The following is an 11,828-nucleotide window of genomic DNA, read 5'->3' on the forward strand; positions in this document are numbered from 1 at the left end:
ACATGCGGACGTGGCTCAGTTGGTAGAGCATCACCTTGCCAAGGTGAGGGTCGCGAGTTCGAATCTCGTCGTCCGCTCGAAGTGGGGGATCTTCCCGAGAACCCCTGCAGCTCCATGGTGGAGTGGCCGAGAGGCGAGGCAACGGCCTGCAAAGCCGTCTACACGGGTTCAAATCCCGTCTCCACCTCCAAGGACGATTAGCTCAGCGGGAGAGCGCTTCCCTGACACGGAAGAGGTCACTGGTTCAATCCCAGTATCGTCCACTGGATCTTCGGATCCCGGATCTCCGGATCCCCCGCGCGATTAGCTCAGCGGGAGAGCGCTTCCCTGACACGGAAGAGGTCACTGGTTCAATCCCAGTATCGCGCACGCACTACACTGACCTGCGGTTTTCGGACCGTGGTTCCCGCGCGATTAGCTCAGCGGGAGAGCGCTTCCCTGACACGGAAGAGGTCACTGGTTCAATCCCAGTATCGCGCACCACCGGAAAGCCCCGGCCGTCTCGACGGCCGGGGCTTTCTTGCGCGAGCACGCACATACCGAAGTACGGGGCGCGCCGGGACCGGGGTGACGGCGCCCGGGAGGGCGCCGTCCGCACCGTGGGGCGCCTCAGGAGGAGAAGAGCATCCGGCCGAAGCCGCCGCGGTGGTGGTGGCCGTGTCCGTGGCCGTGGTGCTGCGGGGCGCCCCAGGCGGGCGCCTGCCCGGCCGGGTAGGCCGGCGGGGCCGGCGGCGGCGGGACCTGACCGTACTGGGACTCCAGGCGGGTCAGCGCCTCCAGCTCGCCGTAGTCCAGGAATATGCCGCGGCAGCCGCTGCACTGCTCGATCTGAACACCGCTGCGGTTGTACGTGTGCATCATCGCGTGGCACTTCGGACACTGCATGATCGGCTCAACTCCTCGCCGTCGGGCTTCATTCACCGGGATGCATGCCCGGTGGCGTGCAGTTCACCCTACGACGGAGAGTGTTGCTCCAAGTCCGGCGGGAGTGTGCCGATTCGGGCACAACTCTCCACCATGAGCCGTTCCACGTCGTCGAGATCGCGCCCCTCGTCGAGGGACTTGGCCAGGGCGAGCGCAGTCGTCTGGACGGTCAGCGCCCGGGCGGCCACGTCGAGTTCCGGCCACGGGTCGGTGCCGGCGGGCCCGGCCGCCGGGCCTCCGGCGTCCCGGTAGGCGCCCAGGAACCGCTGCCAGACGTCCGTTCCGAGCAGGCCCGCCGCGTACCAGGCGGCCGGCCGCGCCAGGTCCCAGGCGGGGTCGCCGAGGCCGAGGTCGTCCACGTCGATCAGCAGCCACGGGCCGTCGGGGGCGGGGTGCCGGACGAGCTGGCCCAGGTGCAGGTCGCCGTGGCACAGGGCGGCGCGGGCCGGGGCGGGTGCGCAGGCCTCGCCGCGGGCCCAGGCGGGCAGCCGGTCCGCGGCGGCCCGTACCACCGGGGCGTGGGGGTGCGGGCCGGCGGCGGTCATCCGGGACAGCGCGCGGGCCACCTTGGCCGGCCCCCGCATCGGGGGCACCGGGCCGGGCAGGACGCCGGCGGGCACCCGGTGCAGCCGGGCCAGCAGCCGGGCCGCGTCCTCCCAGGGTGCGGCCTCGGGGCGTTCGGGGTCCACGGGCTGCCCGTGCGGCCAGGCCGACACGGGCCGTCCGCGCAGCCGGGTGATCAGGGCGCCCTCGTGGGGGGCGAGGGTCAGCGGGGCCAGCAGGATGCCGCCGAGCGGCGGGGCGGCGGCGATCTCGATCCGGACGGCGAGGGCCGCGTGGTCGGTGTCGGGGGCGTGCGCCTTCACGACGACCGCGCCGGTGCGCACGACGGTGCCGTCGGGGCGGTCGGCGAGCAGGATGTGCTGCCGCGGCACCCCGGCCCGCTGCGCCTGGCGGTGCCCGGCGAGGGCGGCCAGTTCCGCGGCGAAGCGGTTCATGTGTTCCCCCAGGTCGTCGGGCCTGCAGGGATCGTACGCGGCCGCCCGCCGGTCCGGCGTGCAGGGCCTGGCGGCGTCCCGCGGTGTCAGTCACCCGGCGGCTCCCGGCGGCTCCCGGCGGCTTGCGGACCTCCTCGGGACGGGCGGTCCGGCAGCCGGCGCGCACACATACGAAAGGGCGCTGCCCGTACGACTCCCCAGTCGTACGGGCAGCACCCTTTCACTGCCGTCCGCCCCACCCCCGTCCCCACGGGGCTGTCGGCCGATGTCCCGGCCCGGGCCGCTCTCCCGGACCCGGGGCGCCGCTCAGCGCCCCAGCATCACGCCCACGGACGACGCCTGTGTGACCACCGCTTCCCAGCCGCCGAAGACGACGACGAGCAGGGTGGCGAGGGGGAGGACCATGGCGGCCGCCACCAGGGGGTGGCGCGTACCGGCCTTGCCGCCCCGAGTGCGGACGACCGTCCGGCCTGCGATGTGCGCCATGTCCCTCTCCCTCTCGTTCTGTGGTGCCCGGGCCCAACGGCGCCCCCGGCCTTGCCGGTAGCGCCCCGCGGACACGTGCTCTGGCAAGCGGCGGGTGCCTGACCTCGGGGGACGAGTACGCCACCCGCCGCTTGTCTTCAACACTAGGGGCGCCGGAGGCTCCGGTCCTCATGCCCTCGTACCCATTGCCGGGCCTCCGGGAGGATGACGGGGGGCGACGCGGTGTACTCCCCTGGGTGGAGACGGGTCCTTCTCAGTGGGGGACTTCCCGGAGGGGTGGGTCACGCGGGGTGACTTCCCTCACTTCCGGCGCTCCCCCGCTCACCCTCCGTCCCTGCGCGCGGTGGCGCCCGGACACCCGCGTTTCGTACGGCTGTGCAGCGCGCCCGGGGCCGGTCGCGCGCCCCTTCGGACGGCGGGAGAGGCCAACACCCTTGACACTGTGGATCTTTGGGGCCACCTGCGCCCCACCCACAACAGGCCGACCCGGCTTCTGAACAACCCTCAAGTGTCGCGCACCGCACTGACAATCGAATCTGCCGCCGAGGGCGCGGCCTCTGAGCACACATGGCGGATCGTCCGTAAGCTGTGCCACGTCAACAGGACGACCGGGCACACGGGGTGGACATGGCGATGATGCGGCTCCGGCGCGAGGACCCGCGTGTCGTCGGCTCGTTCAGGCTGCACCGGCGGCTCGGTGCGGGTGGAATGGGCGTCGTCTACCTCGGCTCGGACCGCCGCGGACAGCGGGTGGCCCTGAAGGTGATCCGGCCGGATCTCGCCGAGGACCAGGAGTTCCGTTCGCGCTTCGCGCGCGAGGTCTCCGCGGCCCGGCGCATCCGGGGCGGGTGCACGGCCCGGCTGGTGGCCGCCGACCTGGAGGCCGAGCGCCCCTGGTTCGCGACCCAGTACGTCCCCGGGCCCTCCCTGCACGACAAGGTGGCCGAGGAAGGCCCGCTGTCGGCCGCACAGATCGCCGCGATCGGGGCCGCGCTCTCCGAGGGCCTGGTGGCGGTGCACGAGGCCGGGGTCGTCCACCGCGACCTCAAGCCCTCCAACATCCTGCTGTCTCCCAAGGGGCCGCGGATCATCGACTTCGGGATCGCCTGGGCCACCGGCGCCAGCACCCTCACCCACGTGGGCACCGCGGTCGGCTCCCCCGGCTTCCTGGCCCCGGAGCAGGTGCGCGGCGCGGCCGTCACCCCGGCCACCGACGTGTTCGCGCTCGGCGCCACCCTCGCGTACGCGGCCACCGCCGACTCGCCCTTCGGGCACGGCAGTTCCGAGGTCATGCTCTACCGGGTGGTGCACGAGGAGGCGCAGCTGTACGGCGTCCCGGACGCGCTGGCGCCGCTGGTGCAGGCCTGCCTGGCCAAGGACCCGGAGGAACGCCCGAGCACGCTGCAGCTGTCGATGCGGCTCAAGGAGATCGCGGCCCGGGAGGCCCAGGGGCTGTCCGAGGCGCGGCCGCCGGCCCCGCGGCACGAAGCCGACCGGCCCGGCGGACGGATGGCCGAGCAGTACGCGCAGCAGCGCACGGAGCGGCGGCCCACGGGCACGCCCGTGGCGCGGCCCCCGCAGTCCCGGCCGGGCTCGTCGCCGTCATCGTCGCCGTCCCGGGCGTCGGCGCCCTCGGGTGCGGGACAGGCCCGGCGCGATCCGGCCTCGCGGCCGTCGTCGGCGCGCAACACCGCACGGCCGGGCACGGTGCCGGGTGCGGCGGGGTCGCGGACCAACGGGCGTCCCGCGCCGCGCACCACGGGGGCCGGGCGGCGTCCGGCCGGGCCGGACCGGCGGCTGCTGCGTCAGCGCCTGATCGTGTTCGTGGTGGTCACGCTGATCGTGGCCCTGGGCATCGCGGCGGCCCAGAAGCTCTGATCCGGGAGCTGCGGCGCGGCAGCCGCAGCGCCGCACCCGTGACCCGGAAGCGGCGGCCCGGAGCCGGTGGAGCGGGCTCCGCCGGCTCCGGGGCGGGGCTCAGGCTCCGGGGCGGCCGGTGGCCACGGCGTAGAAGGCGACGGCAGCAGCCGCGCCGACGTTCAGCGAGTCCACTCCGTGGGCCATGGGGATGCGGACCCATTCGTCCGCGGCGACCAGGGCCTGAGTGGAGAGGCCGTCGCCCTCCGCCCCGAGCATCAGGGCGACCCGTTCGAGGGTGTGCGGGGCCGCCTCGTCGATCGAGGAGGCCTTCTCGTGCGGGGTGAGGGCGAGCAGCTTGAACCCGGCCTCGCGTACGGACTCCAGGCCCTTGGGCCAGGCGTCCAGGCGGGCGTACGGGACGGAGAACACCGCGCCCATCGAGACCTTGACCGAGCGCCGGTAGAGCGGGTCGGCGCAGTCCGGGGAGAGCAGCACCGCGTCCATGCCGAGCGCGGCCGCGCTGCGGAAGATCGCCCCGATGTTGGTGTGGTCGTTGACCGACTCCATGATCACCACGCGCCGGGCGCGCGCCAGCAGCTCGTCGGCGGTCGGGAGCGGCTTGCGCTGCATGGAGGCGAGCGCCCCGCGGTGGACGTGGTAGCCGGTGACGCGTTCGGCGAGCTCCGGGCTGACGGCGTAGACGGGGGCCGGGAGCTCGTCGATGACGTCCTTCATGACGTCGACCCACTTCGCGGACAGCAGCATGGAGCGCATCTCGTAGCCGGCGCCCTTGGCCCGTCTGATGACCTTCTCGCCCTCGGCGATGAACAGGCCTTCCGCGGGCTCGCGCCTGCGCCGGAGTTCGACGTCGGTCAGACCCGTGTAGTCGCGCAGGCGCGGGTCGTCGGGGTCTTCGACGGTGATGAGATCAGCCACAGGGTGATACTGCCTTGTCCTGGGTGTGGTGCCAACGCCGGTAACGAGATCCGTTACCCGCGGTTACTTCGGTGTCCGGCCGGCCGGGGACCGGTCTCCGCTCAGCCGGAGAGGGGCGGGACGCCGACGTTCACGACCTCACCGATCACGATGACGGCGGGCGGACGGACGTCCTGGGTGCGGACGGTCTCGCCGACCGTGGCGAGGGTCGCGTCCACGCGGCGCTGGGCGGCGGTCGTGCCTTCCTGGATCACGGCGACGGGTGTCCCGGGGGCCTTGCCGTGCTCGACCAGGGTGGCGGCGATGGCGCCGATCTTGTCGACGCCCATGAGGATCACGAGGGTGCCGGTCAGCTTGGCGAGGGCCGCCCAGTCGACGAGCGAGCGCGCGTCGTCGGGCGCGACGTGCCCGCTGATCACGGTGAACTCGTGCGCCACCCCGCGGTGGGTGACGGGGATGCCGGCGGCGGAGGGCACGGAGATGGAGCTGGAGATGCCCGGGACGACGGTGCAGGCGATGCCGGCCTCGGCGAGCGCCTGCGCCTCCTCCATGCCGCGGCCGAAGACGTACGGGTCACCGCCCTTGAGGCGGACCACGGCCTTGCCGGCCTTGGCGTGCTCGATCAGCGCGTTGTTGATGGCCTCCTGGGCCATGAACCGGCCGTACGGGATCTTCGCCGCGTCGATGACCTCGACGTGCGGCGGCAGCTCGTCGAGCAGGTCGCGGGGGCCGAGGCGGTCGGCGATGACGACGTCGGCCTCGGCGAGCAGGCGGCGGCCGCGGACCGTGATCAGGTCCGGGTCGCCGGGTCCGCCGCCGACGAGGGCTACACCGGGGGCGTGCGGGCGCGCGCGGTGCGCGGGGGCCGAGAGGGAGCCGTCGCGCAGCCCCTCGACGATCGCGTCGCGGACGGAGGCGGAGCGGCGGGGGTCGTTGCCCGTGAGCACGGCGACGGTCACGCCCTCGCTGCGGCCCGTCGCAGGGGTCCAGGCGGTGGCGGCGGACGCGTCGTCGGCACGCACGCACCAGACCCGCTCGCGCTCGGCCTCGGCTGACGCGCGGTCGTTGGCCTCGCGGTTCTGGGTGGCGATCAGGGCGTACCAGGCGCCCGCCAGATCGCCGTCCTCGTAGCGACGGCGCTCCCAGCGGATCTCGCCGGTCTCGGCCATCACGTCCACGGACGGGGTCGCGGAGGGGGAGATCAGCACGACGTCGGCGCCGGCCGCCACCAGGGCGGGGAGGCGGCGCTGCGCGACCTGGCCACCGCCGATGACGACGACGCGGCGGCCCTGGAGGCGGAGCCCTACGGGGTAGGCGGGGTAATCGGCCATGGCGGTGCGGCTCCTGAGGCGGCGGGTCTGGCGTTGCCGCTGCGACGCTGGAGCGGCGGGGGGACTGACGTGCGGTTTTGTGGTGCGGGTCCACCATACGGCGCGGGGCGGGTGGGGGCCTGGGTGGGCCCTGCGGGGGTGTTTCCCCCGCCCCGCCCCTTCCCGAAACCGCGTGGCGACGCGGACCGCCCGGGGCTGCACCCGGACCCGCCGGGTGCACGGGCTGCGCCCGGCACCCGTTTCGGGGGCACCGCCCCCGGCGGCCCCACCCCGGGGCTCCGCCCCGGACCCCGCGCCTCAAACGCCGGCGGGGCTGGGGATTGGCCGGGGTCACCGGCGGGCCGAGTGTGCCGGGGTCGCCGGCGGGGCTGGGATTGGCCGGGGCTCGGGTGGGGCGGGGTTATTTCTCGGTGACGCCTGCCGAGTCGAAGGTGGCCACCTCGTGCATGGCGCGGGCGGCGCTCTGGACCAGGGGGAGGGCCAGCAGGGCGCCCGTGCCCTCGCCGAGGCGGAGGTCCAGGTCGACCAGGGGGCGCAGGCCCAGCTTGTTGAGCGCGGCCACGTGGCCCGGCTCGGCGCTGCGGTGGCCCGCGATGCACGCCGACAGGGATTCGGGCGCGATGGCACGGGCGACCAGGGCCGCGGCCCCGGCGCTGACGCCGTCGAGGATCACCGGCGTACGCAGCGACGCGCCGCCCAGCAGGAGGCCGACGATCGCCGCGTGCTCCAGGCCGCCGATGGCCGCGAGGACGCCGATCGGGTCCGACGGGTCCGGCTGGTGGAGCTCCAGGGCCCGGCGGACGACCTCGATCTTGCGGGCGTGCGTCTCGTCGTTGATGCCGGTGCCGCGCCCGGTGACCTCCGCCGGGTCGGTGTCCGTGAACACGGAGATCAGGGCGGCGGACACCGTGGTGTTCGCGATGCCCATCTCGCCGGTCAGCAGGGCCTTGTTGCCGGCCGCCACCAGGTCGCGCGCGGTTTCGATGCCGACCTCGATGGCCGCGATCGCCTCCTCGCGGGTCATGGCCGGGCCGGTGGTGAAGTCGGCGGTGCCCGCGCGGACCTTGCGGGGCAGCAGGCCCGGGGTGGCCGGCAGGTCGCCCGCGACGCCCACGTCGATCACGCAGACCTCGGCGCCGACCTGGTTCGCGAAGGCGTTGCAGACCGCGCCGCCGCCGAGGAAGTTGGCGACCATCTGCGAGGTCACCTCCTGCGGCCAGGGGGTGACGCCCTGGGCGTGCACGCCGTGGTCGCCCGCGAAGATCGCGACCGCGGCCGGCTCGGGGATCGGCGGCGGGCAGACCCGGGACAGGCCGGACAGCTGCGCGGAGATGATCTCCAGCATGCCGAGGGCTCCGGCGGGCTTGGTCATGCGCTTCTGGCGCTCCCACGCCTCGCCGAGCGCCTTGGCGTCCAGCGGGCGGATCCCGGAGACGGTCTCCGAGAGCAGGTCGTGCGGCTCCTCGCCGGGCAGCGCGCGGCGGCCGTACGTCTCCTCGTGGACGACCCAGGACAGCGGGCGGCGCTTGGACCAGCCCGCCTGCATCAGCTCGGGCTCGTCCGGGAACTCGTCGACGTAGCCGACGCACAGGTACGCGACGACCTCGAGGTGCTCGGGCAGGCCGAGGGCGCGGACCATCTCGCGCTCGTCGAAGAAACTGACCCAGCCGACGCCGAGGCCTTCGGCACGGGCGGCGAGCCAGAGGTTCTCGACGGCGAGGGCCGAGGAGTACGGGGCCATCTGCGGCTGGGTGTGCCGGCCGAGGGTGTGGCGGCCGCCGCGGGTCGGGTCGGCGGTGACGACGATGTTCACCGGGGTGTCGAGGATCGCCTCGATCTTCAGTTCCTTGAACTGCTTCGCCCGGCCCTTCGGCAGCGACTTGGCGTAGGCCTCGCGCTGGCGGACGGCGAGCTCGTGCATCGTCCGGCGGGTCTCGGCGGAGCGGATGACGACGAAGTCCCAGGGCTGGGAGTGGCCGACGCTCGGGGCGGTGTGGGCGGCCTCCAGGACGCGCAGCAGCACCTCGTGCGGGATGGGGTCGGTGCGGAAGCCGTTGCGGATGTCGCGGCGTTCACGCATCACGCGCAGGACGGCTTCGCGCTCGGCGTCGTCGTAGCCGGGGGCGGCCGGGCGCTGCTCGGTCTGCTCGGTCTGCTCGGTGCTCGGCTCGGTGGCCTCGGCCGGCACCTCTGCGGGCTCGGCGGGCGCGCCGGACTCTGCGGGTTCCGCAGGCTCGGCGAGCTCGGCAGGTTCTGCGGGAGTCACGGGAGCGGCGGTCTCGGCCTCCACGGGGACCGCGGGCGCCTCGGCTGCCTGGAGCTCTGCGGCGGCGGGGGTCTCCACGACGGCCTCGACGGCCTCGACCGCGACGGGCCCCTGCTCGGCGACGACCGGTACGGGTACGGCCTCGGCCTCGACGGCCACCGGCTCGGGAGCGGCGTCCGCCACGGGCACGGCGACGGCCTCGGGCTGGACCTCGGCTGCCGGGGCGACGAACTCGAGGGGCTGGACGGCCTCGACGACCTCGGCGGGCGCGGCGGCCTGGACCGCCTCGGGCGCGGGGACGGCTTCGGCCGGCGGGGCCTGCACGAGCACCGGCTCCGGCTGCTCCGCCTGCACCGGCTCCGCCGGCTCCGCGGGCTGCTCCTGGACCGGTGCGAACGTGACGACGGGCTCCGGCTCCGGCTCCGGCTCCGGCTCCACAGGCTGTTCGGCAGGCTGCTCGGCGGGCTGCTCGGCAGCGGGCGCCTCGGGCAATACCGTTTCCGCGGGGGCTGCGGGGGTCCCGGGTCCCACCGGGGCGGCCTCGGCCACCGGCGGCTGCGGGGCGGGCGGCAGTTCGGCCTCGGGCTGCTGCACGGGCAGCGCCTGCGGGGCGGGCTCCACCTGCTCCTGCTGCGCCGGCTGCTCCTGCTGCGGGACCTGCGGGACGTCGGCGCCCCAGGGCGCACCGGCCTGCAGCGGGATCTCCCCCAGCTGCGGACCGGGCAGGACCGCGGTGTCCGCGCGCGGGACGTCGAGGTACTCGGGACCGGTGGTCGGCGGGCCGGCCTGGCGGACCGGTACCGGCGTGGGCTGCACCGCGGGCGCCGCCGGAGCGGCGGGGGCGGGCGCGGCCACGGGCGCGACCGGAGCGGCGGGGGCCGCGGGGCTCACCGGGGCGGCGGGCGCGGCCGGGCCTCGGTCGGCGAGCGAGCGCACGACTCCCCCGGTGGCCTCGGGCACCGGCGGGCCCATGTGCAGGGGGCGCCGGGCCGGGGCCTGCTGGGCGAGCGGTACGGGCGTGACGGGTGCGGCGGGCGTCATGGGCGCGGCCGGCTGGGGGATCCGTACGGCTCCGAGGTCCACGGCGCCGGAATCGCGGCCGCCCGCCTCGTGCGCGCCGGGCTCCGGCGGGAACTCCGGACCGGACTCGCCGGGGAACTCCTGGGCGAAGTCCTGCGGGAACTCCTGGGAGAACTCCTGTGCGTAGCTTTCCTGCGGGAACGGCGCCGGGGGAACCAGCTGCGGGTCGCTCCAGGAACCCTGGGCGCTCGGCATGAGCAGCAGGTCCTCGTCCTCGGCGGCCTCCGCCCCGTGGGCGGCGTCCGCCGGGTCGAGGAAGGCGTAGGCCCCCGGGGCGGGGATGCCCGGCTGATCCACCATGCCCGCGTTCTCCGGGAGACCCTCCGGAACCTGGCCGGTGTCAGTCATGCGTACCCCTCGCCCATCGGTTGTGCGTCTTCGCTCGGCTCGCCGGGCGACCGCTCGCGGCACACCCGGCGCCCCTCATCAAGAACGAGCGTGTGTGCCGTGCGGCACGAACGCCCGCCGACAACAAGCATTGTCGCGGTCGTTCGCCGCCATGACAGCCATTACCGCCACGGCCCGCTGTGGACTGCGCCACGTCGCGCGTCCTCCGGATCACGCCGTACCACAAAAGGCGCCCTGCCGGGGCGCCTTGTCCGGATATCGACCGGGGCCTCGCCCGGTGGTGGCCGGGGGAGAAACGCCGAGGATCCAGGGCAGTACAACGGTCGGCCAGCCTACCCCCCGTGTCGGGACGTCAGCCCCGGGGGGCGCGGTCCACCCGCTCGGCGGACAGCAGGAAGACCACGGAGCGCTCGCGCTCGGCCCAGGTCTGCGGGTCGAGGCCGACGGACTGGAGCAGGGCGCATTCGACGGTGTAGCCCCCCTCGGCGAGGGTCCGGCCCACGGCCTCGGCCTCGTCGCGGGTGGAGGCGTGCGTGACGATGCGTTCGGGACGGCGGTCGGCGCAGGCCGAGACCACCTCGGCCCCGCCGGCTCCGATGCGTACGACGTCGGGCTCGGGCAGGCTTTCGAGGACGTGCGGGGCGCGGCCGTGGACCACCTGGAGCTGTACGCCCCGGGTACGGGCCAGGGCGGTGGCGCGTTCGCAGGCGCGCGGGTCGGCGTCGATGGCGATGACGGCCGCACCGAAGGCGGCGGCGTCGGCGGCGAGGGCCCCGCTGCCGGTGCCGATGTCCCAGACGAGGTCTCCGGTGCGCGGGCCGAGGCGCGCGAGCTGGAGGGCGCGCAGCTGGGCGCCTTCCGCTTCGGGGGCGTCGGCGAGCGGGCGGGCCCAGCCGCGCTCCCCCGCGGTGCCCGGGGCCCCGGCGAGCCAGCCGGCGTCCGGCCCTTCGACCTGGCCGCCGCCTCCGATGACGATGACGACGTTGGGGTCGCGCCAGCTGTGGTCGGCGGCCTTGTCTGAGGTGAGGACGGTCACCTGCTCGTTCTCGGTGCCGAGCTCCTCGCAGATGACGAAGGTGCGGTGGACCCCGTCGAGGAGGAGGGCGAGCTCGGCGGGGCCGGCGCCCGGCGAGGTGAGGACGGCGACCTTGGCGTGGGCCCGGCAGACGTTCACGGCGCGGCGCAGGGTGCGGGGGTGTGCGACGACCACGCGGGCGTCGTCCCAGGGCATCCCGGCGCGGGCGAAGGCGGCGGCGACGGGGGACACGGCGGGGACGACCTCGACCTCGAGGCCGTGCTCGGGGGCGCGCAGGGTGCGGACGACGCCGAAGAAGCCGGGGTCGCCGTCGGCCAGGACGACGGCGGTGCCGCGGTGGCCGGCGATCCGGCGGGCGGCGAGTCCGAGGCTGCCGAGGCGGATGCGTTCGGCGGCCGGCGGGATCTCGGGCAGTGCCAGGTGGTGGGCCGCCCCTGCCACGAGGGTGGCCGCCGACAGCGCGGACCGGGCGGCCGCGGTCAGGGGGGAGCCGTCCCAGCCGATCACCGTGACCCGGTCGGCCATCTTCGCGGTCTCCTGGGGTCGGCGCCGGCATGGGGGGA

The 11,828-nt window shown here is 75.0% G+C and carries 8 protein-coding genes and 5 tRNA genes; 6 read left to right on the forward strand and 7 right to left on the reverse strand.

What is annotated here, in order from left to right; translation table 11 throughout:
* The first annotated feature begins 4 nt into the window (after window positions 1-4).
* From ACZ7H1_RS33625 to ACZ7H1_RS33645, 5 genes are all read left to right on the forward strand, one after another.
* Window positions 5-77, forward strand: a tRNA-Gly gene (locus tag ACZ7H1_RS33625).
* Between the two features lie 39 nt (window positions 78-116).
* Window positions 117-190: transfer RNA gene (locus ACZ7H1_RS33630), tRNA-Cys, on the forward strand.
* Window position 191: 1 nt separating this feature from the next.
* Window positions 192-263 (forward strand) — tRNA-Val (locus ACZ7H1_RS33635).
* A 34-nt stretch (window positions 264-297) separates the two neighbouring features.
* Window positions 298-369 (forward strand) — tRNA-Val (locus ACZ7H1_RS33640).
* 39 nt (window positions 370-408) lie between these two features.
* Window positions 409-483: transfer RNA gene (locus ACZ7H1_RS33645), tRNA-Val, on the forward strand.
* Window positions 484-609: 126 nt separating this feature from the next.
* Here ACZ7H1_RS33645 and ACZ7H1_RS33650 read toward each other — a convergent pair.
* From ACZ7H1_RS33650 to ACZ7H1_RS33660, 3 genes are all read right to left on the reverse strand, one after another.
* The gene (locus ACZ7H1_RS33650) at window positions 610-885 is read right to left on the reverse strand and encodes a TFIIB-type zinc ribbon-containing protein (protein WP_399947611.1); all 276 of its coding nucleotides are present in this window, start codon (window positions 883-885) and stop codon (window positions 610-612) included.
* Between the two features lie 68 nt (window positions 886-953).
* Window positions 954-1,922, reverse strand: a complete 969-nt coding sequence (locus ACZ7H1_RS33655; protein WP_470791873.1) for a phosphotransferase family protein — start codon at window positions 1,920-1,922, stop codon at window positions 954-956.
* A 306-nt stretch (window positions 1,923-2,228) separates the two neighbouring features.
* On the reverse strand, window positions 2,229-2,408 hold the full coding sequence (locus ACZ7H1_RS33660) for a hypothetical protein (protein WP_470791875.1): 180 nt from the start codon (window positions 2,406-2,408) through the stop codon (window positions 2,229-2,231).
* 627 nt (window positions 2,409-3,035) lie between these two features.
* Between ACZ7H1_RS33660 and ACZ7H1_RS33665 the strand changes: the two genes are divergently transcribed.
* Window positions 3,036-4,286 carry a serine/threonine-protein kinase gene (locus tag ACZ7H1_RS33665; protein WP_470791876.1) on the forward strand — a complete coding sequence of 417 codons (1,251 nt, stop codon included), beginning with the start codon at window positions 3,036-3,038 and terminating at the stop codon, window positions 4,284-4,286.
* A gap of 99 nt (window positions 4,287-4,385) precedes the next feature.
* Here ACZ7H1_RS33665 and ACZ7H1_RS33670 read toward each other — a convergent pair whose 3' ends face one another.
* The 4 genes from ACZ7H1_RS33670 to cbiE form a co-directional block, all read right to left on the reverse strand.
* A complete protein-coding gene (locus ACZ7H1_RS33670) occupies window positions 4,386-5,204 on the reverse strand; it encodes a TrmH family RNA methyltransferase (RefSeq protein WP_470791878.1) in 819 nt (272 codons plus the stop codon).
* Between the two features lie 101 nt (window positions 5,205-5,305).
* A complete protein-coding gene (gene cobA, locus ACZ7H1_RS33675; protein WP_470791879.1) occupies window positions 5,306-6,535 on the reverse strand; it encodes a uroporphyrinogen-III C-methyltransferase in 1,230 nt (409 codons plus the stop codon).
* A 400-nt stretch (window positions 6,536-6,935) separates the two neighbouring features.
* Window positions 6,936-10,229 carry a nicotinate-nucleotide--dimethylbenzimidazole phosphoribosyltransferase gene (gene cobT / locus ACZ7H1_RS33680; RefSeq protein ID WP_470791881.1) on the reverse strand — a complete coding sequence of 1,098 codons (3,294 nt, stop codon included), beginning with the start codon at window positions 10,227-10,229 and terminating at the stop codon, window positions 6,936-6,938.
* 352 nt (window positions 10,230-10,581) lie between these two features.
* The gene (gene cbiE, locus ACZ7H1_RS33685) at window positions 10,582-11,790 is read right to left on the reverse strand and encodes a precorrin-6y C5,15-methyltransferase (decarboxylating) subunit CbiE (RefSeq protein WP_470791883.1); all 1,209 of its coding nucleotides are present in this window, start codon (window positions 11,788-11,790) and stop codon (window positions 10,582-10,584) included.
* Window positions 11,791-11,828: the final 38 nt, after the last annotated feature.

The sequence above is a fragment of the Streptomyces sp. NPDC037401 genome (assembly GCF_055602345.1).

What these genes read in the sequence shown, in the direction of transcription:
- ACZ7H1_RS33650 (WP_399947611.1), bottom strand. Translation starts at nt 885, where the DNA reads ATGCAGTGTCCGAAGTGCCACGCGATGATGCACACGTACAACCGCAGC.
- ACZ7H1_RS33660 (WP_470791875.1), bottom strand. Translation starts at nt 2,408, where the DNA reads ATGGCGCACATCGCAGGCCGGACGGTCGTCCGCACTCGGGGCGGCAAG.
- cobA (WP_470791879.1), bottom strand. Translation starts at nt 6,535, where the DNA reads ATGGCCGATTACCCCGCCTACCCCGTAGGGCTCCGCCTCCAGGGCCGC.
- ACZ7H1_RS33665 (WP_470791876.1), top strand. Translation starts at nt 3,036, where the DNA reads ATGGCGATGATGCGGCTCCGGCGCGAGGACCCGCGTGTCGTCGGCTCG.
- cbiE (WP_470791883.1), bottom strand. Translation starts at nt 11,790, where the DNA reads ATGGCCGACCGGGTCACGGTGATCGGCTGGGACGGCTCCCCCCTGACC.
- ACZ7H1_RS33655 (WP_470791873.1), bottom strand. Translation starts at nt 1,922, where the DNA reads ATGAACCGCTTCGCCGCGGAACTGGCCGCCCTCGCCGGGCACCGCCAG.
- cobT (WP_470791881.1), bottom strand. Translation starts at nt 10,229, where the DNA reads ATGACTGACACCGGCCAGGTTCCGGAGGGTCTCCCGGAGAACGCGGGC.